Origin of the sequence: Streptomyces endophytica (genome assembly GCF_026153355.1) — a bacterium.
GTDB classification, from domain to species: domain Bacteria; phylum Actinomycetota; class Actinomycetes; order Streptomycetales; family Streptomycetaceae; genus Streptomyces; species Streptomyces endophytica.
The window spans coordinates 34,652-57,698 of the sequence record NZ_CP110636.1 but is presented as its reverse complement, the minus strand read 5'-3'; the positions used below and the strand labels follow the sequence as shown (position 1 = coordinate 57,698).

13 protein-coding genes, 5 pseudogenes and 1 riboswitch are annotated in these 23,047 nt (G+C 72.6%); of the genes and pseudogenes, 12 read left to right on the top strand and 6 right to left on the bottom strand.

Annotation, left to right across the window (positions count from 1 at the left end; all coding sequences use genetic code 11):
- Positions 1-36: 36 nt before the first annotated feature.
- Positions 37-540: a DUF485 domain-containing protein gene (locus OJ254_RS00265; RefSeq protein ID WP_265360782.1), complete on the top strand. Its 504-nt coding sequence runs from the start codon at positions 37-39 to the stop codon at positions 538-540.
- Positions 537-2,141 carry a solute symporter family protein gene (locus tag OJ254_RS00260; RefSeq protein ID WP_265360781.1) on the top strand — a complete coding sequence of 535 codons (1,605 nt, stop codon included), beginning with the start codon at positions 537-539 and terminating at the stop codon, positions 2,139-2,141. The genes OJ254_RS00265 and OJ254_RS00260 overlap by 4 nt, the downstream gene beginning before the upstream one ends.
- A 49-nt stretch (positions 2,142-2,190) precedes the next feature.
- Here the strand turns inward: OJ254_RS00260 and OJ254_RS00255 are convergent, their stop codons facing one another.
- The 4 genes from OJ254_RS00255 to OJ254_RS00240 form a co-directional block, all read right to left on the bottom strand.
- Positions 2,191-2,865: a DUF7342 family protein gene (locus OJ254_RS00255; protein WP_265360780.1), complete on the bottom strand. Its 675-nt coding sequence runs from the start codon at positions 2,863-2,865 to the stop codon at positions 2,191-2,193.
- Positions 2,862-4,472: an ATP-binding protein gene (locus OJ254_RS00250; RefSeq protein WP_265364995.1), complete on the bottom strand. Its 1,611-nt coding sequence runs from the start codon at positions 4,470-4,472 to the stop codon at positions 2,862-2,864. Before OJ254_RS00250 ends, OJ254_RS00255 begins: the two co-directional genes overlap by 4 nt.
- Positions 4,473-4,949: 477 nt before the next feature.
- Positions 4,950-5,894, bottom strand: coding sequence for a sucrase ferredoxin (locus OJ254_RS00245; RefSeq protein ID WP_265360779.1), 945 nt, complete (start codon positions 5,892-5,894; stop codon positions 4,950-4,952).
- Positions 5,895-6,285: 391 nt separating this feature from the next.
- A complete protein-coding gene (locus tag OJ254_RS00240) occupies positions 6,286-7,533 on the bottom strand; it encodes a citrate synthase (protein ID WP_265360778.1) in 1,248 nt (415 codons plus the stop codon).
- Between the two features lie 156 nt (positions 7,534-7,689).
- Between OJ254_RS00240 and OJ254_RS00235 the strand changes: the two genes are divergently transcribed.
- Together OJ254_RS00235 and OJ254_RS00230 are read left to right on the top strand one after the other, a co-directional pair.
- On the top strand, positions 7,690-8,859 hold the full coding sequence (locus OJ254_RS00235) for a citrate synthase/methylcitrate synthase (RefSeq protein ID WP_265360777.1): 1,170 nt from the start codon (positions 7,690-7,692) through the stop codon (positions 8,857-8,859).
- 598 nt (positions 8,860-9,457) lie between these two features.
- Positions 9,458-10,755: pseudogene (locus OJ254_RS00230) on the top strand (CobW family GTP-binding protein).
- A 212-nt stretch (positions 10,756-10,967) separates the two neighbouring features.
- On the opposite strand, the pseudogene OJ254_RS00225 reads toward OJ254_RS00230, so the two are convergent.
- A pseudogene (locus OJ254_RS00225) lies at positions 10,968-13,411 on the bottom strand (DNA gyrase/topoisomerase IV subunit A).
- A gap of 384 nt (positions 13,412-13,795) precedes the next feature.
- On the opposite strand from OJ254_RS00225, the pseudogene OJ254_RS00220 reads away from it, so the two are divergent.
- The 6 genes and pseudogenes from OJ254_RS00220 to OJ254_RS00195 all read left to right on the top strand — a co-directional run.
- A pseudogene (locus OJ254_RS00220) lies at positions 13,796-15,077 on the top strand (M16 family metallopeptidase); the annotation flags it as partial.
- Positions 15,078-15,166: 89 nt separating this feature from the next.
- Complete coding sequence (locus OJ254_RS00215) at positions 15,167-15,742, top strand: M16 family metallopeptidase (protein WP_265360775.1); 576 nt, start codon at positions 15,167-15,169, stop codon at positions 15,740-15,742.
- Positions 15,691-16,179: pseudogene (locus tag OJ254_RS00210) on the top strand (M16 family metallopeptidase); the annotation flags it as partial. The gene OJ254_RS00215 and the pseudogene OJ254_RS00210, both read left to right, overlap by 52 nt.
- 65 nt (positions 16,180-16,244) lie before the next feature.
- Entirely contained in the window at positions 16,245-16,502 is a 258-nt protein-coding gene (locus tag OJ254_RS00205) for a hypothetical protein (RefSeq protein WP_265365382.1), read from the top strand.
- Positions 16,503-16,787: 285 nt separating this feature from the next.
- Positions 16,788-16,940, top strand: a riboswitch (cyclic di-AMP (ydaO/yuaA leader).
- 13 nt (positions 16,941-16,953) lie between these two features.
- A complete protein-coding gene (locus tag OJ254_RS30720) occupies positions 16,954-17,754 on the top strand; it encodes a M23 family metallopeptidase (protein WP_279349383.1) in 801 nt (266 codons plus the stop codon).
- A 181-nt stretch (positions 17,755-17,935) separates the two neighbouring features.
- The gene (locus OJ254_RS00195; protein WP_261955281.1) at positions 17,936-18,625 is read left to right on the top strand and encodes a GntR family transcriptional regulator; all 690 of its coding nucleotides are present in this window, start codon (positions 17,936-17,938) and stop codon (positions 18,623-18,625) included.
- A 328-nt stretch (positions 18,626-18,953) separates the two neighbouring features.
- Here the strand turns inward: OJ254_RS00195 and OJ254_RS00190 are convergent, their stop codons facing one another.
- Entirely contained in the window at positions 18,954-19,235 is a 282-nt protein-coding gene (locus tag OJ254_RS00190; protein WP_033267424.1) for an HPr family phosphocarrier protein, read from the bottom strand.
- Between the two features lie 135 nt (positions 19,236-19,370).
- Between OJ254_RS00190 and OJ254_RS00185 the strand changes: the two are divergent.
- Both OJ254_RS00185 and OJ254_RS00180 read left to right on the top strand, forming a co-directional pair.
- Positions 19,371-22,365, top strand: a pseudogene (locus OJ254_RS00185) (bifunctional acetate--CoA ligase family protein/GNAT family N-acetyltransferase); the annotation flags it as partial.
- Positions 22,366-22,443: 78 nt separating this feature from the next.
- The gene (locus tag OJ254_RS00180; RefSeq protein ID WP_030417303.1) at positions 22,444-23,037 is read left to right on the top strand and encodes a DUF5998 family protein; all 594 of its coding nucleotides are present in this window, start codon (positions 22,444-22,446) and stop codon (positions 23,035-23,037) included.
- The last annotated feature ends 10 nt before the right edge of the window (positions 23,038-23,047 follow it).

The window sequence follows — 23,047 nt, the reverse complement described above, 5'->3', positions numbered from 1 at the left end:
GCACGGACAACCAACCCGTGCACCAAGGAGAGTTCGGTGGACAAGCACGACGGCCGCTCGGCCGGTGAGCCCGGGGCCGTACGGCTCGACGACCCCTGGTATGACGCCCTCGCCCCCGGGTGGGCAGAGCCTGCCGGTGCGGTCGAAGCGGCGGGCCACGAAGGGGATACCGAGGAGCCGCTGACCGTAGGAGGGCCGCGGGACAGCGGGATTCCCCCGGGCGAGATCTATCTGGCGGTGCACCGAAGTGGGGCGTTCCAGGAGGTGCGCCGCCGTTACCGGAGCTTCGTCGTCCCGGCCACCCTTGCCTTCCTGATCTGGTACCTCGCCTATGTGGTGGCGGCGATCGCCGCGCCGGGGCTCATGGCCCGTCCGCTCGTCGGCGCCTTCAACGTGGCGATGGCCGCCGGGCTCGGCCAGTTCGCCACAACGTTTCTCCTCGCCTGGGCCTACATGCGGCACGCACGGCTGCGGCGGGACCGCGCGGCGCTGGAGATCCGCTGGGAAACCCAGGAACTGACCGGGGGGAACGCACGGTGACCGGCGGCCACGAGACCCTCGCCCTGACTCTGGTCAGCGCCTTCATCGCGCTCACTCTGGCGATCACCCTCTGGGCGGGACGCCGCAGACGTGGCTCCGCGGAGGAGTTCTACGCCGGCGGGAGGCTCTTCTCCCCCATGGAGAATGGTTTCGCCATCGCGGGTGACTACATGTCCGCCGCGTCCTTCCTCGGCATCACCGGGCTGATCGCCCTCTTCGGCTACGACGGGCTGCTGTATTCGGTCGGCTTCCTCGTCGCCTGGCTGCTCGTGCTCTTCCTGGTGGCCGAACTCGTCCGGAACTGCGGGCGGTTCACCGTTGCCGACGTCGTCGCGGCACGGATGCGGGAGCGCCCCGTGCGGATCGCGGTCGGCGCGGCCTCTGTCACCGTGTCCGTGCTCTATCTGGTGGCGCAGATGGTCGGTGCCGGCAGTCTGGTGGCGCTGCTGCTCGGCGGCGCCGGACCGCAGGCCCGTACCTGGATGGTGATCGGCGTGGGCGCCCTTATGGTGGTCTACGTCGCCTTCGGCGGAATGCGGGCCACCACCTGGATCCAGGTGGTCAAAGCGGTGCTCCTCCTGGGCGGGGCCGTGGCCCTGACCGTCCTGGTGGTGATCCGGTTCCACGGGGACCTCGGCGCACTGCTGACCACCGCCGCCGAACGCAGCGGCCACGGAAGGGCGTTCCTCGCGCCGGGTCTCAAATACGGCGGTGACTGGACCGCGCGGCTGGACTTCCTCAGCCTCGGACTGGCGCTCGTCCTGGGGACGGCGGGGCTGCCGCACATCCTGTCGCGGTTCTACACCGTGCCCACGGCGCGGGCCGCCCGCCGTTCCGTCGGCTGGTCCATCGGGCTGATCGGCGGCTTCTACCTGATGACCGTCGTGCTCGGCTTCGGGGCCGCCGCCGTGGTGGGCAGCGATGCGGTCCGGGCCTCCAACCCGGCGGGCAACACTGCCGTTCCACTGCTCGCCGTCGACCTGGGAGGCGGGGCTGGCTCCACCGGAGGAACAGTTCTCTTCGCCGTGGTGGCCGCGGTCGCCTTCGCCACCATCCTGGCCGTGGTCGCCGGCATCACCCTCGCCTCGTCGGCCTCCGTGGCCCACGACCTGTACGCCTCGCTGCGCCGCCCGCGCGGCACGGTACGGGACGCACAGCGACGCGAGGTGGCCGTGGCACGGCTCGCCGCGGTCGCGGTCGGAGCCGTCGCCATCGCCCTGGCGCTGCTCGCCCAGGACCTGAACATCGCCTTCCTGGTGGGCCTGGCCTTCGCGGTCGCCGCCTCGGCCAATGTGCCGGCCCTGCTCTACGCCCTGTTCTGGCGCCGTTTCACGACACGGGGTGCCGTCTGGTCCGTCTACGGCGGGCTGGTCCCCGCGCTCACCCTGGTGGTCCTCTCACCTGTGGTCTCCGGAGGCCCGGAATCCCTCTTCCCCCACCTGGACTTCGCCGTCTTCCCGCTGTCCAATCCGGGGGCGGTCTCGATCCCCTTGGGATTCCTGATGGGCTGGCTGGGCACCCTGCTCTCCCCGGAGGCCGCCGATCCGGCCCGGCACGCGGAGACGGAGGTACGGGCGCTCACCGGGGCGGGCGCGGTCTAGGGCCTGTCCGATGGGTCAGGGTCGGAAAGGCCCTAGCCTCCGCCAGGGGTCAGACCCATTCGTAGCGGTGTTCCGGGCGGCCCGTCTCGCCGTACCGGAGGGTGAGGCGGATCCGGCCGGCGCGTTCCAGGAGCTTCAGATAGCGCTGGGCGGTCTGCCGGCTCAGTCCGGCCCGGTGTGCGACGTCCTGGGCCGAGAGTGGCGTGTCCGCGGAGCGCAGCACCGTGCGCACGCGGTCGGCGGTGGCGGTGGAGTGCCCCTTGGGCAGCTCGGCGGGCCCGGCGTTGGCGGCGCCCAACGCACCGAAGAGCCGGTCCACTTCGGACTGCTCGGCCTGTCCGCCGCCGGCGAAGGTGCGGTGCAGCGCCGCATAGCCCTCCAGCTTGGAGCGCAGGCCCGCGAAGGTGAACGGCTTGACCAGGTACTGGAGCGCGCCGTGCCGCATCGCGGCCTGTACGGTCGCGATGTCGCGGGCCGCCGTCACCATGATCACGTCGGTGAAGAGGCCACGACGCCGTAGTTCGCCGACCAGTTGGAGGCCGGTCCGGTCGGGCAGGTAGTGGTCCAGCAGGATCAGTTCGACGGGGTGCGTCTCCAGGGCGACCAGGGCCTCCGCCGCCGTATGTGCGACACAACTGACCCGGAAACCCTGCACCTTGGCGACGTACGCGGCGTTGATCCGCGCGACCTGTGCATCGTCGTCCACGATCAGTACGTCGATCACCGGCCGGCCTCCGTGGCGTCCTCGGCGCAGTGCGCGCCCCCGGGGCCACCGGCCGCCCCGGGAAGCTCCTCGGAGAGAGCATCGGGCACCGTGACGGTGAACACGGCGCCGCCTCCTGGTCGTTCGTCCACCACGGCGCCACCCCCGTAGCGCTCGGCGAGCCGACGGACGAGTGCGAGTCCGATGCCGCGCTGCCCGTGGGCGGGCGGCTCCTTGGTGGTCCAGCCCTCGGTGAAGATCTCGTCCCGGCGCTCCTCGGGCACGCCCGGCCCGTTGTCGGCGACCCGCACGACGGCGGTCCGTCCCTCGGCCCGTACCTCCACCTCCACCTGGGCATCGGGCGCGCCGGCGGTGGCGTCCAGGGCGTTGTCGACGAGATTGCCGAGGACGGTGACCAGGCTGTGCGGGTCGATCAGGCGGTCGGGCAGCCGGGTGCCGGACGCGATCCGCAGGGACACGCCCCGTTCGGTGGCGACGGTGGCCTTGCCCACCAGAAGGGCGGCCAGCAACGGGTCGTGGATGCGCTCGGTGACCTGCTCCGCGGTGGCCCGGTGGACGCCCACCACGCGGGTCACGAATTCCACGGCCTCCTCGTGCAGACCCAGTTCGAGCAGGCCCAGGAGGGTGTGCAGCCGGTTGGCGTGCTCGTGGTCCTGCGCCCGGAGGGCGTCGATGAGACCGCGGGTGCCGTCGAGTTCGCGGCCCAGCCGCTCCAGCTCCGTGCGGTCGCGCAGGGTGACCACCGCGCCGCCGTCGTCGGTCGGCATACGGTTCGCCACCAGCACCCGGTGTCCGCTGACCGCCAGCAGGTCGGCGCCCGAGACGCGGCCGGCCAGCACATCGGTCGTCCGGCCCGGAGGAAGGGCGGCCTCCAGGGGGCGGCCGGTGTCCTCGGCGCGCAGATCGAGGAGGCGCTGCGCCTCGTCGTTCATCAGGCGGATCCGGCCCTGCCCGTCGAGCGCGAGGAAGCCCTCCCGGATGCCGTGCAGCATCGCCTCCCGCTCGGCGAGCAGCGCGGAGATGTCGGAGAAGGCCAGGTCATGGGTGCGGCGCTGGAGACGGCGGGAGACGAGATAGGCGGCCAGTGCGCCGACGGCCAGCGCCCCGCCCGCGTACGCGAGCAGTTGGGGCACGGTGGACAGCAGCCGCTCCCGCACGCTCTCGTACGCGATGCCGACCGAGACCGCGCCGACGACCTTGCCGTGCTCGTCCCGCAACGGGACCTTGCCGCGCGCGGAGCGGCCGAGGGTGCCCTCGTCGATCTGCATGACCTCACGGCCGGAGAGCGCGGCGCTCGGATCGGTGGAGACGTGGCGCCCGATCTCGTCCGGATCGGTGTGGGACCAGCGCACCCCACGCTTGTCCATGATCACGACGTACTCGGCGCCGGTGGCCGCGCGGATCCGTTCCGCCTCGTTCTGGACGGGGCCGTGGGGGCTCGGGCGGGACGTCTCCAGCGCGTCGTCGAGGCGCGGTTCGGCGGCGGTGGTCTGGGCGATCGCGAGCGCGCGGCGCATCGCCTGGTCGTCCAGCTGGGCGCTGAGCGGGGCGAGGAACAGGCCGGTCGCCAGCGCGGTGACCCCCGTGGCGATGGCCAGCTGCATCATCAGCACCTGGGAGAAGACGCGCCGCGGCCAGCCCAGCCGGGGGCGCGTCAGGCGCGGTCCGGCCGTGGTGCGTGCCTTGGCAGCGCCGAGCGGGGCGGTCGCTCTGCGCGGGGCGGAGGCGCCGGCGGGAAACGGTGCGGGGCCCGAGGGCTCTGCGGCGCTCGGGCGCGGAACCGACGCTTCCTTCTCGCCCATACGGACGAACAGTAAGCGGGCCGACCGCCGGGCCGGTAATCCCTGCGGCGAGGAATTCGGAGGGTGTCCGGGTGGCCACGCGCGGCGTGCCGGCGGGGCCGCGACGGGAGCGGCGGCGCGGGCTGTGGACGGCGAAGGACGGGTTCGGGGGAGTTATCCACAGGCCTTTCGGTCGCGGAGCGTGAGCACCTACTCTCGCAGAGTCGTCACGGTCCGTGGCGGTGTCGGAGTCGCCGCAGCCATGTCGTGGGCCGTGTCGGCGTCGGTGAAGCCGTGAAGGAGTCAGGCCAGATCTGCGGCGGTGAGCGAGGTGACCGCCATCCGCGACGGGGGAAGGAGGGGTGCCCCGCAGCTGGCCGGCGCGGGAGCGCCGTCGGTGCGTTGTTCGACGGTCACCCGCCAGGTCCGGCCGTCCGTGTGCGCGACCGTGACGGCCCAGGACGGTCCCGCACTGCCGGCAGGCGTGGCGGCGGGTGCGGGCGGCAGGGTCTCGACCCGTACGACGTCGAGGGCATCCGCGCGGTCCTCGTGGATCCGGGCACGGATCGCGAGGTCGGCCGCCTGGGCGGGGCGGTCCCAGGCCGAACGGCCACGGCAGTGGTCCAAGGCGATCCGTCCACTGCGCGCCGCCTCCACGGCGGACTTGACCAGATGCGCCGAGGCACGGCCGTAGGCGTAACCGTAAGGAAGGAGAAAAAGGGTGGGGGAGAAGCGATGGCCGCCCAGGTGGGTGACCTCCCAGGTGTCGATTCCGGCGGCGGAGAGTTCCGCGGCCAGGGGTCGGCCGAGCAGGGCGCAACAACGGTCCCGCTTGCCGTTGGTGCAGACGAGGACCAGCGGGTCGCCGGAGTGTGGTTCCCAGGTGCCGTGGTGTTCGCCCGCGCCGAGGGCGGCGAAGTCCAGGCCGAGGGCGGCGCCGGGATCGGTGACGGTGGTTGTGCGCACCCAGGAGCGCCCCGGCGCGGTGTGCGCGAGGAAGAGCCGGCGGCGGGAGACACCGTGGCAGTCGGCATGGCGGCCCGGGCGCCGAATCAGGGCGATGCGTACGTCGGTCCCGTCCGCCGCGGCGTTCAGGGCCCGGCCGAGTCCTGGATCGAGGTGGCTGTCCGTGAGCGCCTTGGCTCCCCAGGGGCCGGTCTGCTCGATGAGCAGCCAGGTGCGGGCGGTGGCCGAGGTCCCGGCGAGCGGTTCGGCCGCGTTACGGGAGGCGGTGGCGCAGGTACTCACGAAGGCGAGCCTAACCTCATGGTTCGGGCGTCGGGCACGCCGGATCGCTCATGGGCCTGCGCGGAAGGCGCGGGAAACAGGAATTGGCTTCGCGTCATTGCGGCGACGCGGGATCGCTCACGGACCACCGGCGAGGGAACGACCGGCCACTCGCTCCCCATCGCCGCAGGAACGCCGGACCGCCCAGGCCCGCTCGGGGCGGGTGGGCGAGAGGGCTCGGACCCACTCACGGCCGACGCGCAGGCCCGCTTGTGCCCGCTCATGGACGGAGCTCAAGGCGGCTTGGGCTTGCTCACGGCAGACGCACACGATGGCTTGGACCCACTCACGGCCGACGCGCGGGCCCGCTTGTGCTCGCTCATGGAGGGCGCCCAAGGCGGCTTGGGCTCGCTCACGGCAGCGGCTGCGGGGGGCGTGGGCCGTGGTACTGGCCGCTGGGGCGCATGCGCAGCGGGCGCTCGTCGAATTCCTCCAGGGCGTGCGCGACCCAGCCGGCGGTGCGCGCGAGGGCGAAGACCGTTTCACCCGCCTCGGGAGGCATGCCCGCAGCGACGGTCAGCACGGAGAGTGCCAGGTCGACGTTGGCGTGCAGCTCCGTGTGGCGTGCGGTGGTGGTGACGACCTCGCGGGCGGCCTGCAGAGCGGGGGCGGCCTGCGGTACGTCCGCCAGCAGCCGGAAGAGGACGCCGGCGCGCGGGTCCTCACCCGGGTAGAGGGGGTGGCCCAGGCCTGGTACCCGGCGACCGGCCCGCAGATGGTCGGCCACGACGGCGGCCGCGCTGCCCCGGTCCAGGACCTCCAGCAGCATCCTGTGCACCAGCCCGCTAGCGGCGCCGTGCAGCGGACCGTCCAGCGCCCCCAGACCCGCCGAGACGATCGCGTACGGATGGGCGCGGGCGGAGGCCGCGACCCGGACCGCGAGCGTGGAGGCGGCGAGGTCGTGGTCGATGAGCAGGACCAGCGCGGCGTCCAGGACGCGCAGCGATGCAACGTCGGCCGGCTCCGCGGTCAGCCGGGACCAGAGCCGGGGGGCGAGCGGTCCGCCGGTGGAGGGTTCGTCACCCAGCGCCGGGAGGGCGTCGACCAGGGTCGGGATGAGGCTGCGGGCGGTGCCGAGGACGGCGTCCTCGGAGAGGTCGAACCGCAGCGGATCGGCGGCCGCGGCGGCGATCACCGCGACCCGCAGCTGGTCCATCGGCCCGCTGTGCGGCGGCAGCGCCCGTACGGCGCGGCGGGCCGCGGTCCGGGCGTCCTGCGGGGCGGTGAAGCGGATGCCGTGGCGCAGCACGCCGGTCCACAGCCACTCCGCGACCTCCTCGTAGCTGTAGTGGGCGGCGAGCTCCGCGGTGTCCACGCCACGGAAGTAGCAGTGGTCGCGGTCGATCAGTGTGATGCCGGTGCGGATCCCCAACTCGGCGCCGGCGGCGGGCGGTTCGCGGCGGCCGCTGCGGCGGGCCAGCATGTCGACCTCCTTCGGGTCGAAGGTGCTGCCGCGGCTGCCCGGTTCCCGGTGGCTGGTCAGCTGACCGCGGCTGACATACGCATAGACCGTCTCGGGCTTCACGCCGAGCCGGTCGGCCGCCTCCCGCGTGCTCAGCCGTCGCTCACCGGTGTCCTGCGCCGTGTCGTGATCCGCCATGGGATCACCGTATCCAGCCCGTCCGTACCCGGACTCATCCATGTCCAGGACCCTCCTGCATTGACCCATACATTGATTCAATCAATATTGACGAGTATTGAGTCAAGCATAGATAGTCGAATCAATATTGGGGGAGGAAGAACGAGGAGAGCTGTCATGCCGATCGCCGAGGCGAACGCACCCATCGAGGCACCCCGCGGGCTCGCGGGCGTCATCGTCACCGAGACCCAACTCGGCGACGTCCGGGGGCGCGAGGGCTTCTACCACTACCGCCAGTACTCCGCCGTCGAACTGGCCCGGACCCGCACGTTCGAGGACGTCTGGTACCTGATGTTCCACGGCGCGCTGCCCGACGCGGCCCAGCTGGCGGCCTTCAAGGCCGAGACGGCCGCGCTCCGCCCGCTGCCCGCGGCGGTACGCGAGGCACTGCCCGCCCTGGCCCGGGCCGGAGCGCTCGCGGGCCCGCTCGCCGGGCTGCGCACCGCGCTGTCGCTGCTCGGCGCGAGTGCCGGATTCCGGCCGCTGTACGACATCGACGCCGACCGCCGGCGGGCCGACGCGCTCGCCACCGTCGCCGCCGTACCGACCCTGCTGACCGCGCTGCACCGGCTCGGCCAGGGGCAGCAGCCCGTGGAGCCGCGGCCGGATCTGGGGCACGCCGCCAACTACCTCTACATGCTCACCGGCGAAGAGCCGGATCCGCGCCGGGTCCGGGCGATAGAGGCCTATCTGATCTCCACGATCGACCACGGCTTCAACGCCTCGACGTTCACCGCCCGCGTCATCACCTCCACCGGTGCCGACCTCGCGGCCTGCCTCGTCGGAGCCGTCGGCGCGCTCTCCGGGCCGTTGCACGGCGGAGCGCCCAGCCGGGCGCTGGACACGCTCGACGCGATCGGCGCGCCGGACCGGATCGACTCCTGGATCCGCGAACGGGTCCTGCGCGGTGAGCGGATCATGGGGTTCGGGCATCCCGTCTACCGCACCGAAGATCCGCGCTCACGGATGCTGCGGGGGATCGCCGAGGAGTTCGGCGGCCCGCTGGTGGAGTTCGCCGTCCAGGTGGAGGCGCGGGCCGAGGCGCTCCTCGCCGAGCTCAAGCCGGGCCGCGAGCTGCACATCAACGTGGAGTTCTACGCGGGCGTCGTGATGGAGCTGTGCGGGCTGCCGCGTGAGATGTTCACGCCCACCTTCTGCGCGGCCAGGGTGGTCGGCTGGAGCGCCAACATCCTGGAACAGGCGGAGGATTCGAAGATCATCCGGCCGGCGGCCCGGTACGTCGGCCCGCCCCCGCCGCAGCCGCTGCCGGAGGTGGTGGCCGGCTAGCCAGTACCCCAGCACCCCAGCACCATGGGGTCCTAGCCGGCGGCCCCGTTCCAGGCCGGCACCGCACCACAGGCCTGGAGCGGGGCCGCCGGCACCGGATCCCGCACGGTGCCTCGGCATCGGACGCCGCACGGCACGGCGGCCCCGGACCCTGCACGGCGCCTCGGCGCGGATACAGGCACTGTGCATAGGCACTGCGCGGCAGCACGTGCTTCGGTGCCGGGCGGCAGCACGTGCTTCGGCACCGGGTGGGAGTACGTGCTTCGGCATCAGGCCGCGGTGCCAGGCCGCGGCGCCGGGCCTGGCTCCGAACCAGGCTCCTGCCTGGCACGGGACCGGGCTCCCGCCTGGCGCCTGACCAGACCCTGACAGGGCGGCCGACCAGGCCCCGGCAGGCCCTGTTCAGGCACCTGACCGGCCCTGGCCCGGCGCCGGCCGGGTCGGCCTCGCCCCGTGGTCCCGGACCGCCCGTGGGCCCGCCCCCCCCGTACCGGACGAGGCGCTCGGCCCGAGCGGTGTGCAGCCGGTGGTCCGTTACGATCGACAGCTCGTCCGCCGCCGGCCGTGCGGCCCGCCACCCGCACCATGGAGGCGCCTTCTGGCCACGCAACAGATCCCGGTCGTCGTACTCGCGGGGTTCCTCGGTTCGGGCAAGACGACCCTGCTCAACCACCTGCTCCGGGCCGGCGACGGACTCGTATCGGCGCGATCGTCAATGACTTCGGCAGCATCGAGATCGACGCCATGACCGTTGCCGGGCAGGTGGACTCGATGGTCTCGCTCGGCAACGGCTGTCTGTGCTGCGCGGTCGACACCAGCGAACTGGACACGTATCTGGAGCGGCTGGCCCGTCCGTCCGCCCGTATCGACGTCATCGTCATCGAGGCGAGCGGCCTGGCCGAGCCGCAGGAACTCATCCGGATGATCCTCGCCAGCGACAACGACCGGATCGTCTACGGCGGGCTGATCGAGGTCGTGGACGCCGCCGAGTTCGAGTCCACCCGGGCCCGACATCCTGAGCTGGACCGGCACGTCGGTATCGCTGACATCGTGGTGCTCAACAAGGCCGACCGGATCGACGACGCGGCGCTCCGGGCGCTCCGGGACACCCTGGCGGAGCTGGCGCCGGGCCGGCCGGTGATCTGTACGGCGTACGGCCGGATCGACCCCGAGCTGTTCTTCGACCGCGGGCCGGGGGAGGACCACGACGCGGCCGTGCGCCAGTTGTCCTTCGAGGACCTGCTGCGTGAGGCCGCGGCCGGTGGCGAGCACCATCGAGCCCACCGCGACGAGCACCCCCGAAACCACCGCGAGAACGACTACCGCGACTCCAAGCACCCCAACGGCCACCCCGGCCCCAGCGACCCCAACGGCTACCCCGGCCCCAGCGACCCGAACGACCCCAACAACCACCACAACCACCACGACCCCAACGACCCCAACGACCGCTCCGCGAACGGTCGTTGCGACCACGACGACTGTGGTGCAGACAGTGGCCACGACCACTCGGGGCACCTTCACGCCGCCTACCAGAGCGTGGAGTTCAGCTCGGCCGAGTCGATGCACCCGCGCCGGCTCATGGACTTCCTCGACAGTCGGCCGGCCGGGCTCTACCGCATCAAGGGCTTCGTCCACTTCGACGTCCCCGAGAACCGGCAGAAGTTCACCGTGCACGCCGTCGGCGACTTCCTGCGTTTCTACCCCGAGCCCTGGCCGAGGGGCGAGGAGCGGAGCACCCAGCTCGTCCTCATCGGCAGCGGAATCGACGCCCCGGCGCTCCGCAAGGAGCTGGACAACTGCCGGGAGACCGGGCCGCCGGAGGCCGATGTGAACAGCATGTGGGGCGTGCTGCGGTACGTGGCCTCCCGCGACGGAGACGAGTCGGGGGACGAGTAGGCAAGTGGACAGGTAGGCAAGTAGACAGGTGGACGGGTAGGGAGATGCGTAACGCCGCCGGGCCGGTTCCGCACCGGCCCGACGGCGTTCATTCTTCAGAGAAGGCCAGGCCCGCTCAGAGGCCCGCTCAGGGCCCGCTCACAGAGGCAGACGCTTGCTCACAGAGACCCGCTCACAGAGACCCGCTCTGAGGCCCCCTCACAGAGGCCCGCTCACACCGGTCCCGCCAGCGCGGCCACCGGCTTCGTCAGGGCCACTCCCGAGCCGTCCCGGCGCGGGTCCGGCTCCGGCAGCGGTACCGGCGCGCCCTTGGCGTCCGCCGCCCGCACCGGCGCCGTGCCGGCCCACGCCTGGATCAGGCAGTCCTCGCCCTTCAGGAACCGCTGGCAGCGCACGCCACCGGTGGCCCGGCCCTTGCGCGGGTACTGGTCGAACGGGGTGATCTTGGCCGTGGCGACCGAGTCGTCCAGGGTGCCGTGCGAACCGGCGACGGTGAAGACCATGGCGTCGGCCGCCGGATCGACCGCAGAGAACGAGATCACCTTCGCGCCCTCGCCCAGCTTGACCCCGGCCATACCGCCGCGGGCCGGCCCTGCGGCCGTACCTGCGACGCCGGATAGCGCAGCAGCTGCGCCTCGCTGGTGATGAAGACCAGGTCCTCCTCACCGGTGCGCAGCTCGGCCGCGCCCACGATGCGGTCGCCCTCCCTGAGGGTGATGACCTCCAACTCCTCCTTGTGGGCGGGTAGTCGGGCACCACCCGCTTGACCACGCCCTGTTCCGTACCGAGCGCGAGGCCCGGCGAGGACTCGTCCAGGGTGGTGAGGCAGACCAGCTCCTCGCCGTCCTGGAGCGTCAGGAACTCCGCGAGCGGTGCGCCGCCCGCGAGGCTCGGCGCCGCCGCGGTCTCCGGGAGCTGCGGCAGATCGATCACCGCGAGCCGGAGCAGCCGGCCCAGGGACGTCACCACGCCCACCTCGCCGCGGGTGGTCGCCGGCACCGCCGAGACGATCACGTCGTGCTTGACCCGCTTGGCGTCGACGTCGAACGGCACCTCGCCGGTGACCGTACGCGCCAGCAGGCCCGTCGAGGACAGCAGCACCCGGCACGGGTCGTCGGCGACCTCCAGCGGCACCGCGCCGACCGTGGTGCCCGCCGACTCCAGCAGGACCGTGCGCCGGTCCGTGCCGTACTTCTTGGCGACCGAGGCCAGCTCGCCGGAGACCAGCTTGCGCAGCTCGGCGTCCGACTCCAGGATCCGGGTCAGCTTCTCGATCTCGTCCTGCAGCCGGTCCCGCTCCGACTCCAGCTCGATCCGGTCGAACTTGGTCAGCCGGCGCAGCGGGGTGTCGAGGATGTACTGGGTCTGGACGTCGCTCAGCGAGAAGCGCTCGATCAGCCGCTCCTTGGCCTGCGCGCTGTTCTCGCTGGAGCGGATCAGGCGGATCACCTCGTCGATGTCCACCAGGGCCGTCAGCAGGCCCTCGACCAGGTGCAGCCGGTCGCGGCGCTTGCTGCGGCGGAACTCGCTGCGGCGGCGCACCACGTCGAAGCGGTGGTCGACGTAGACCTCCAGCAGCTCCTTCAGGCCCAGCGTCAGCGGCTGGCCGTCCACCAGCGCGACGTTGTTGATGCCGAAGGACTCCTCCATCGGCGTCAGCTTGTAGAGCTGCTCCAGGACGGCTTCGGGATTGAAGCCGTTCTTGACCTCGATCACCAGACGCAGGCCGTGCTCGCGGTCGGTGAGGTCCTTGACGTCCGCGATGCCCTGGAGCCTCTTCGAACCGACCAGGTCCTTGATCTTGGAGATGACCTTTTCCGGGCCGACCGTGAAGGGGAGTTCGGTGACGACCAGCCCTTGCGGCGCGCGGTGACGTTCTCCACCGTGACCGTGGCACGGATCTTGAACGTGCCGCGGCCCTTCTCGTAGGCGTCGCGGATGCCGCCGAGGCCCACGATCCGGCCGCCGGTCGGCAGGTCCGGGCCCGGGACGAAGCGCATCAGGGTGTCGAGGTCGGCGTTCGGGTGCTTGATCAGGTGGCGGGCCGCGGCGATGACCTCGCCGAGGTTGTGCGGCGGCATGTTCGTCGCCATACCGACGGCGATGCCGGAGGTGCCGTTGACGAGGAGGTTCGGATAAGCGGCGGGGAGGGCGACCGGCTCCCGCTCCTGGCCGTCGTAGTTCGGCGAGAAGTCGACGGTGTCCTCGTCGATCGACTCGGTCATCAGGGACGTCGCGGACGCCATCCGGCATTCCGTGTACCGCATCGCGGCCGGCGGGTCGTCGTTGCCGAGCGAACCGAAGTTGCCGTGGCCGTCGACCAGCGGCAGCCGCATGGAGAACGGCTGCGCCATGCGGACCAGCGCGTCGTAGATGGACGCGTCGCCGTGCGGGTGGAGCTTACCCATCACCTCGCCGACGACCCGGGCGCACTTCACATAGCCGCGGTCGGGGCGCAGGCCCATCTCGTTCATCTGGTAGAGGATGCGGCGGTGCACGGGCTTGAGGCCGTCGCGGGCGTCCGGCAGGGCGCGCGAGTAGATGACCGAATACGCGTACTCGAGGAAGGAACCCTGCATCTCGTCGACGACGTCGATGTCGAGGATCCTCTCCTCGAAGTCGTCCGGCGGCGGGTCTTCGTGCTGCGGCGGGCCATCGCGGCTGCGGCTCCTTCTGCTGCGTCTACTGCCGAGGTCGGGGACGGCGCCGGAGCGTCGTCGGTCAATCAGCCGGGTCGATCAGCTGGGGGATCAACCGGCGAGTATCTCTGAGTCTGACGCGGACCATTGTGGACCGCCCCACTGACAACGCCGACCGCGACTCCCCCTTCCGCCCCCGCGGCGGCCCGCGGGCGGCCCCCACGACGGCCGGCGGCGGCCCCACGACGGCCCGGCGCGGGCCCTCGTTCGGGGGCGGTCCTGCGGGAACTTCGCCAGATGCCGACGCGGTTTGCATACAGTGACAGAACTTCCTCGCAAGCGATCGAAGGGACGTACATGCCCATGGTCACACGGCCACAGAACAAGCCGGCTCCGGCGGCCTGACAGCGACCGAGCACCGGCTGGCCAACGGCCTGCGCGTGGTGCTCTCCGAAGACCACCTGACCCCGGTCGCAGCGGTCTGCCTCTGGTACGACGTCGGCTCCCGCCACGAGGTCAAGGCCGTACGGGCCTGGCTCACCTCTTCGAGCACCTGATGTTCCAGGGTTCCGCGCAGGTGAAGGGGAACGGCCACTTCGAGCTGGTGCAGGGCGCCGGCGGTTCGCTCAACGGCACCACGAGCTTCGAGCGCACCAACTACTTCGAGACCATGCCCGCCCACGAGCTGGAGCTCGCGCTCTGGCTGGAGGCGGACCGCATGGGCTCGCTGCTGACCGCGCTCGACGAGGAATCCCTGGAGAACCAGCGCGACGTCGTCAAGAACGAGCGCCGCCAGCGCTACGACAACGTCCCCTACGGCACGGCCTTCGAGAAGCTGACGGCCATGGCGTACCCCGAGGGCCACCCGTACCACCACACCCCCATCGGGTCGATGGCCGATCTGGACGCCGCCTCCCTGGAGGACGCCCGGGCGTTCTTCCGTACGTACTACGCGCCCAACAACGCCGTCCTGTCGGTCGTCGGCGACATCGACCCGGCCCGGACGCTCGCCTGGATCGAGAAGTACTTCGGCTCGATCCCCTCCCACGACGGCAAGCAGCCGCCCCGGGACGGCACCCTGCCCGACGTGGTCGGCACCGAGCTGCGCGAGGTCGTCGAGGAGGAGGTGCCCTCCCGCGCCCTGATGGCGGCCTACCGCCTGCCGCACGACGGCACCCGTGAGGCGGACGCCGCCGACCTCGCGCTGACCGTCCTGGGCGGCGGCGAGTCCTCCCGCCTGTACAACCGGCTGGTGCGCCGCGACCGCAGCGCCGTGGCCGCCGGCTTCGGCCTGCTGCGGCTGGCCGGTGCGCCCTCCCTGGCTGGCTGGACGTGAAGACGTCCGCCGGGGTGGAGGTGCCCGCCATCGAGCGCGCGGTCGACGACGAGCTGGCGCGGTTCGCCGCCGAGGGCCCACCCCGGAGGAGATGGAACGGGCGCAGGCCCAGCTGGAGCGCGAATGGCTGGACCGCCTGGCGACGGTCAGCGGCCGCGCCGACGAACTGTGCCGCTTCGCCGTCCTGTTCGGCGACCCGCAGCTCGCGCTGACCGCCGTGCAGCGGGTCCTGGACATCACCCCCGAGGAGGTGCAGGCGGTCGCCAAGGGCCCGGTTGCGCCCCGACAACCGCGCGGTGCTCGTCTACGAGCCCACCGAGCCGGCCGGCAACGCCGCCGAGGAAGGGAGACGGAGCAGTGAGCGACGCCACCCGTCAGGATTCCGCAGGAGCACCATGCAGTTCCACCCGCAGCCCCAGAGCGGCGCGCCCAAGCCGTGGGCCTTCCCGCCCCCGAGCGCAGCCAACTGCCCAACGGCCTCACGCTCCTGACCAGCCACCGCCCCGGCCAGCAGGTCGTCGCGGTCGAGATCAAACCTCGTCGCCCCGCTGGACGCCGAGCCCGAGGCCTGGACGGCGTCGCCACGATCATGGCGCGCGCCCTGTCCGAGGGCACCGACAAGTACGACGCGGAGGGCTTCGCCGCCGAGCTGGAGCGCTGCGGCGCCACCCTGGACGCGCACGCCGACCACCCCGGCGTACGCGTCTCCCTGGAGGTCCCGGCGTCCCGGCTGACCCGCGCGCTCGGCCTGCTCGCCGACGCGCTGCGCGCCCCCGCGTTCCCGGAGAGTGAGATCGAGCGGCTGGTCCGCAACCGCCTCGACGAGATCCCGCACGAGCTCGCCAACCCGCCCGGCGCGCGGCGATGGCGCTCTCCAAGGAGCTGTTCCCGGCCACCGCGCGGATCTCCCGCCCCCGTCAGGGCACCGAGGAGACCGTCGCGCGGATCGACGCCGCGGCCGTGCGCGCCTTCTACGACGCGCACGTCCGGCCCGCCACGGCCACCGCCGTGATCGTCGGTGACTTCACCGGCGTCGACCTGGCCGCGGCGCTCGCCGACACCCTCGGCGCCTGGAGCGGTTCGGCCGCCGAGCCGGTCAAGGCCACCCCGATCGCCCGGACGACACCGGCCGCGTGGTGATCGTGGACCGCCCCGGCGCCGTCCAGACCCAGCTGCTCCTCGGCCGGATCGGCGCCGACCGGCACGACCGCGTGTGCCGCCCAGGTGCTCGGCACGTACTGCCTGGGCGGCACCCTCACCTCCCGGCTGGACCGCGTCCTGCGCGAGGAGAAGGGCTACACCTACGGCGTGCGCGCCTTCGGCCAGGTGCTGCGCTCCACGCGCCCCCACCTTCCCGAGGGCACCACCGGCGCGGCGCTGCTCGCCATCAGCGGCTCGGTGGACACCGCCTCCACCGGGCCCGCGCTGGAGGACCTCTGGAAGGTGCTGCGGACCCTCGCGGCGGAGGGGCTGACGGACGAGGAGCGGGACGTCGCGGTGCAGAACCTCGTCGGGTGGCGCCGCTCAAGTACGAGACCGCGGCGGCCGTCGCGGGCACCCTCGCCGACCAGGTGGAGCAGCAGCTCCCGGACGACTTCCAGGCGCAGTTGTACCTCCGGCTCGCGGAGACCGGCACGGTGGAGGCGACCGCCGCCGCCGTCAACGCCTTCCCGGTGGACCGCCTGGTGACCGTCCTGGTGGGCGACGCCGCGCAGATCACCGAGCCCGTCAAGGCGCTGGGCATCGGAGAGGTGAAGGTCGTCAGCGGCTGATTCCCGCAGGGCGCATGACGATGCGTCACGACCGATCGGCTCCCGCGGTGTTCGCTCACCGCGGGAGCCGTCGCATGTCCGCCGCTTGTCCGCCGCTTGTCGGTCGGAGTCCGTGCTTGTCCGCCCGAGTCCGTCGGATGTCCGTCGTATGTCCGGTTTGTAAGGGCTCGTTGGGCGGAACTTGTGGGATCCCGCACAAAATCGCGGTTCCGTTTGGCTCCGCAAAGCGGCCCCGATTAGCGTCGGTCCGGCTGTTCGTCACAACTCCGCCACAACAGTGGCACCGGACAGTCATCGCCGAGTCCCCGTACGGCGCGAGCCAGGGGAGCCGGGGACCCACGTCCCTGGGGTGAATCGGGCCCCTCTCCGGAGGAGCCCGTAGGAGACCTTCCTGCTCCGAACCCGTCAGCTAACCCGGTAGGCGAGAAGGAAGGAAAGGACAAGCCAGCACATGGCGTTCACCCGTGCCACCGGGAAGCACCGCCGGGCCAGCCGCAGCGCCCGGACGACCCGCAAGCTCGCCGGCATAGCCACCCTCGCCACCTCCGGCGTCGTCGGCACGCTGGCCTCGCCGGCGCTGGCCGCCACCGACGCGGCGCGCACGCAGGACACCGGCCTCACCCAGGCCGTGGTGCTCGGTGACGAACTCGCCCACCGCCTGGAGGTCCAGGCCGACGCCCAGCAGGCCGCCGCCGAGACCGCCGCCGTGCAGGCGAAGGCCGAGGCCGAGGCCAAGAAGCGCGTGGCGGAGGCCGAGCGGCACGCCGAGGCGGCCAGGAAGAAGGCCAAGGCCGAGCGCGCGGCCAAGGAGCGGGCCGCCCGGGACGCCGAGCGCATGCGCCTGAACGCCTTCGTCGCCCCCGTCGCCGACTCCTACGTCTCCACCGGCTACAAGGCGTCCAGCAGCCTGTGGTCCTCCGGAAGCCACACCGGTATCGACTTCCACGCCGCCACCGGGACCTCCGTCCACGCGGTCGGCGCGGGCACCGTCGTCGAGGCCGGCTGGGGCGGCTCGTACGGCAACAACATCGTGATCAAGATGCACGACGGCACGTACACCCAGTACGGCCACCTGTCGTCGATCGGCGTCTCGGTCGGCCAGACCGTCACCCCCGGCCAGCAGATCGGCCTCTCCGGGGCCACCGGCAACGTCACCGGCCCGCATCTGCACTTCGAGGCCCGCACCGGCCCGGACTACGGCTCCGACATCGACCCGATCGCGTATCTGCGGTCGCACGGCGTCAACGTCTGAGCCGGCGTCCGGCCGCCCCGCCCACACCCCCGGCGCACGCCTCCACATCACCCGCGCCCGCTGGCCAAAAAATATCGCCGAATACGCGGAGTCCGTCGGAAAAACCGTGCCGGTCGAATAGAGTCTCGGAAAAGCCGCCGACCGGCGGCGTTTTCCGGGGATTACGGCGGAGGCACGATCGATGCGAGGCCATATTTCCGCGCATGCGGTGTGCACGGCGATTCGCGAGGACATCATCTCCGGTGCGCTGGCGCCGGGGAGCCGGCTGATCGAGGAGATCCTGGCGGCGCGCTACGGCGTCTCCAGAGTGCCGGTCCGCGAAGCGCTGCGCACCCTGCAGTCGGAGGGCTTCGTCACCACCCGCCACCACGCGGGCGCCTGTGTCGCCGAGCCCACCGAGCAGGAGGCCGCCGACCTGCTCGACATCCGCGCCCTGCTGGAGCCGCTGGGTGCGGCCCGCGCGGCCGCCCGGCGCACCCCCGCCCATCTGAAGGTGCTGCGCGGCCTGGTACGGCTCGGCCGCGAGCGGGCCCGCCACGGCAACCCCGCCGACCTGCGCCAACTCGACGGCTGGTTCCACGAGACGCTGGCCCAGGCGGCCGGCAGTCCCAGCCTGACCGCACTGCTGACCCAGCTGCGCCGCAAGATCGAGTGGATGTATGCGGTGGAGCCGCCGCCGCGGGCCGGTGAGGCGTGGGACGACCACGGCGCGGTGCTGGACGCGGTGGCCCGGGGCGACGCGGAACGGGCCCGCGCCCTGATGGCGGCGCACATCGAGCGGTCGCTCCCGGTGTACCGGTTGCGGCGCCCCGCCACACCCGACGTGAGCGACACGAAACGGCCCGTCAACACAGCGCGCGCCCGTTCTTAACAATCGGGCCGTATACAAAGGGGTGCGGAAATTCCGGGGCGGCGATTGCGTCGCGTCCGGCTTTGATTTCGAATATCGGCGCGCTTTCGCATGTCCTTGCGCGCGTGCGTTCCGGTCCGCATATCCCACGGCGCGTTTCCCCGTGCCGGCCTCCCCGCATATTGGTCCCAGGCCGCGAAAATTCCGCGGCAGCGGGCGTGACATTTGCGCGGGGAGGGGGCGGTCATTCCCCCGGAACGGCATTTCTCCGGCACGCAAAACGGCCCCGCCGCGGCGCCTTTTCAGGTCACCGTTGCGGGGCCGCCGTGCGAAGGGGTGTCCGGGGGACTCAGACGGTCTCGGGCAGCTCTTCGAGACCCTCGGCGACGAGCTTGGCCAGACGGTCGAGGGCCACCTCGGCGCCCTCGGCGTCCGAGGCCAGCACGATCTCCTCGCCGCCCTGGGCGCCCAGGCCCAGGACCGCGAGCATGGAGGCCGCGTTGACCGGGTTGCCATCGGCCTTGGCGATCGTCATCGGGACACCGGAGGCGGTGGCCGCCCGGACGAAGATCGACGCGGGGCGGGCGTGCAGGCCCTCGGCCCAACCGACATTGACGCGGCGCTCAGCCATGGTGTTGCCCTTCAAAGTCGTGACTGTTGTCTAGACCATTCTCTCACGCTGCCGGGAGTGCTCCCAGCTGCTCCCCCTGACCCCGAGATTACGCGCGCCGGGCCGGTTGTCGGTGGCCGGTCGTACGCTGTCCGCATGCAGAAGCCGTCGGACCACGCATACCCGGCCCACTGGGAAGCCGACGTGGTGCTGCGCGACGGCGGCACGGCGCGGATCCGCCCCATCACCCCCGACGACGCCGAGCGGCTGGTCTCCTTCTACGAACAGGTCTCGGACGAGTCCAAGTACTACCGCTTCTTCGCGCCCTACCCGCGCCTGTCCGACCGCGATGTGCACCGCTTCACCCACCACGATTACGTCGACCGGGTCGGGCTCGCGGCCACGGTGGGCGGCGAGTTCATCGCCACCGTCCGCTACGACCGGATCAACGACCAGGGGCTGCCCGCCAAGAGCCCCGAGGACGACCAGGCCGAGGTCGCCTTCCTGGTGCAGGACGCCCATCAGGGGCGCGGAGTGGCCTCCGCCCTTCTGGAGCACGTCGCGGCCGTCGCCCGCGAGCGCGGCATCCGGCGGTTCGCCGCCGAGGTGCTGCCCGCCAACACCAAGATGATCAAGGTGTTCACGGACGCCGGGTACACCCAGAAGCGCACCTTCGAAGACGGCGTGGTGCGGCTGGAGTTCGACCTCGAACCGACCGAGCAGTCCATGGCCGTGATGCGCAGCCGCGAGCAGCGCGCCGAGGCCCGCTCCGTCCAGCGGCTGCTCGCCCCCGGCTCGGTCGCCGTCATCGGTACCGGCCGCGCCCCCGGTGGCATCGGCCGCACGGCCCTGCGCCACATCCTCGACGCCGGCTTCACCGGCCGGCTGCACGCCGTCAACCACGCCTTCCCCGACGACCTGCGGCGGCTCGACCCCGAAGGCGTACCGGCGGTCCGCGCGCTCCGGGAGATCCCCGACCCGGTCGACCTCGCGGTCGTCGCCGTCCCCGCGGAGCGCGTCCCCGAAGTGATCCGCGACTGCGGCGAACACGGCGTCCAGGGCGTGCTGATCCTCTCCTCCGGTTACGCCGAGGCGGGCCCCGAGGGCAGGGAGCGCCAGCGCGCCGTGCTCCACCAGGCCCGCTCGTACGGCATGCGGATCATCGGGCCGAACGCCTTCGGCCTGATCAACACCGCCGCCGACGTCCGGCTGAACGCCTCCCTCGCCCCGCAGATGCCCGGCACCGGCCACATCGGACTGTTCACCCAGTCCGGAGCCATCGGCATCGCCCTGCTCAGCGGACTGCACGCCCGCGGCCCGGGACGGCGGGATCGCCGGCATCTCCGCCTTCGTCTCGGCCGGCAACCGCGCCGACGTCTCCGGCAACGACCTCCTCCAGTACTGGTACGAGGACCCGGACACGGACGTCGTGATCCTCTACCTGGAGTCGATCGGCAACCCCCGCAAGTTCGCCCGCCTGGCCCGCCGCACCGCCGCCGTCAAACCGGTCGTGGTCGCCCGGGGCGCCCGGCACAACGGCACCGCCCCGCCGGGCCACGCCGTGCCCACCGTCCGCGTCCCCGACAGCACGGTCGCCGCCCTGATGCGCCAGGCCGGCGTGATCCGCGTCGACACCGTCACCGAGCTGATCGACGCCGGGCTGCTGCTGGCCTCCCAGCCGCTGCCGGCCGGCCCGCGCATCGCCATCCTCGGCAACTCCGAGTCCCTGGCCCTGCTCGCCTACGACGCCTGTCTGACCGAGCGGCTGCGGCCGCTGCGCCCCCGGGTGCTGCCCTCCGCCGCGACACCGGACGACTTCCGCGCCGCGCTCGACGAGACGCTCTCCGCCGACGGCTGCGACGCGGTGATCGTCACGGCCATCCCCTGGGTGGGGGAGGAGGACGGCGCCTCCCCGGGCGCGAGCGAGGGCGCCGCGCTCGCCGCGGCACTGCGCACGGCCGCGGCGGCCCACCCGGAGAAGCCGGTCACGGTCGTCCACCTCGCCATGGACGCCCTGGCCGAGACCCTCGCCGCCCCGTCGCCCACCCCCGACTCCCCGGCCGCGGATCGGCCCGTCCCGCCGGCCCCCGCCCAACCCGACCCGCCGGCCAGCGCCGCCCCCACCTCACCGACGGCGGCGGCCCCGCCCGCCACCCCGGCCCCCGTACCCGCCGCCCGTCCGCCGTTCCCGCCGGGCCCGCCCCGGGGGCCCGCGCCGCGGCCCAGACGCCCCCGCTCCGTGCCACCGAGGCCGCCGCCCGCCCCGCCGCGCCGCCCCGCTGCGCATCCCCGCCTACCCCGCCGCCGAGCGGGCCGTACGGGCGCTCGCCGAGGCCGTCCGCTACGCCGCCTGGCGCCGGGAGGCGGCCGACCCCGGCCGGGTGCCCGAGTACGACGACATCCAGGAGCCCGCGGCCGGTGCCGACATCGAGCGGCTCCTCGACCGGTTCGGCGCCGACGTCCCCGACGGCCGCTCGGTGCGGGTGCCGGACGACGACGCCGCGGCCCTGCTCGCCCGCTACGGCATCCACACCCGCCCCGTGCTGCCCGCCCCCGACCCCGACGCCGCCGTGCGCGCCGCCGCCCGCCTCGGCTACCCGGTGGCCCTCAAGACCACCGCGCCCCACCTCCGGCACCGCGCCGACCTCGGCGGAGTCCGCCTGGACATCGCCGGCGAGGCCGAACTCCGCCGGGTCTACGCCGAATTGACCGATTTCCTCGGCTCGCCCGAAGAACTCCGGCCGGTCGTCCAGTCCATGGTGCCGCGCGGTGTCGACACGGTCATCCGCGCCGCCATCGACCCGGCCGCCGGCGCCGTGCTCTCCTTCGGCCTGGCCGGTGCCCCCTCCCAGCTGCTCGGCGACGTCGCCCACCGTCTCATCCCCGCCACCGACCGTGAGGTCGCCGAGCAGATCCGGTCGATCCGCGCGGCCCCGCTGCTCTTCGGCTGGCGCGGCTCCCAGCCGGTGGACACCGCCGCCCTCGCCGAGCTGCTGCTCCGGGTCTCCCGGCTCGTCGACGACCACCCCGAGGTGGTGGGGTGGACCTCGAACCGGTCGTCGTCGCCCCGCGCGGTCTGTCCGTCCTGGGCGCCGCCGTCCGCCTGGCCCGGCCGCCGGCCACCACCGACCTGGGCCCCGCCGCCTGCCCTCCTACTGAGCCGCCCGGACCGCACGCACCCCGCCCCACGGGGGCTCTGGTGCCTGCTGCGCCCCGTAGGATGGACCCCATGGCTAAGACCGGTACGACGACCCAGGGGCTGCGCGCGGCGATCGAGCGCAGTGGCTATTACCCGACGCTCGTGGCCGAGGCGGTGCAGGCCGCGGTCGGTGGTGAGCCGGTGGTGTCGTACCTCGTCCACCAGGAGACGACCTTCGACGCCAACGAGGTCCGCCGCCACGTCACCGTCCTCGTCCTGACCGGCACCCGCTTCATCGTCAGCCACACCGACGAGCAGGCCGCCGACGCCACCTCCCCGTCGCCGTACGCCACCACCTCCACCGAGTCCGTCAAGCTCGGCCGGATCTCCTCCGTGGTGCTCAGCCGCGTGGTCGCCAACCCGGAGTCGTACACCCCCGGCCAGCTGCCCCGCGAGGTCGTCCTGACCATCGGATGGGGCGCGGTGGCCCGGCTGGACCTGGAGCCCGCCGCCTGCGGCGACCCCAACTGCGAGGCGGACCACGGCTACACCGGCTCCTCCACCGCCGACGACCTCTCGCTGCGGGTCAGTGAGGCCGGCGACGGCCCCGACTCGGTGCGCGAGACGCTCGCCTTCGCCCAGGCGCTCTCCGAGGCCACCGCGGCCACCACCACCCCCCGCTGATGTCGACGTC

What these genes read in the sequence shown, in the direction of transcription:
- OJ254_RS00250 (WP_265364995.1), bottom strand. Translation starts at nt 4,472, where the DNA reads ATGATGCAGCTGGCCATCGCCACGGGGGTCACCGCGCTGGCGACCGGC.
- OJ254_RS00240 (WP_265360778.1), bottom strand. Translation starts at nt 7,533, where the DNA reads ATGGCGGATCACGACACGGCGCAGGACACCGGTGAGCGACGGCTGAGC.
- OJ254_RS00235 (WP_265360777.1), top strand. Translation starts at nt 7,690, where the DNA reads ATGCCGATCGCCGAGGCGAACGCACCCATCGAGGCACCCCGCGGGCTC.
- OJ254_RS30720 (WP_279349383.1), top strand. Translation starts at nt 16,954, where the DNA reads ATGGCGTTCACCCGTGCCACCGGGAAGCACCGCCGGGCCAGCCGCAGC.
- OJ254_RS00195 (WP_261955281.1), top strand. Translation starts at nt 17,936, where the DNA reads ATGCGAGGCCATATTTCCGCGCATGCGGTGTGCACGGCGATTCGCGAG.
- OJ254_RS00190 (WP_033267424.1), bottom strand. Translation starts at nt 19,235, where the DNA reads ATGGCTGAGCGCCGCGTCAATGTCGGTTGGGCCGAGGGCCTGCACGCC.
- OJ254_RS00180 (WP_030417303.1), top strand. Translation starts at nt 22,444, where the DNA reads ATGGCTAAGACCGGTACGACGACCCAGGGGCTGCGCGCGGCGATCGAG.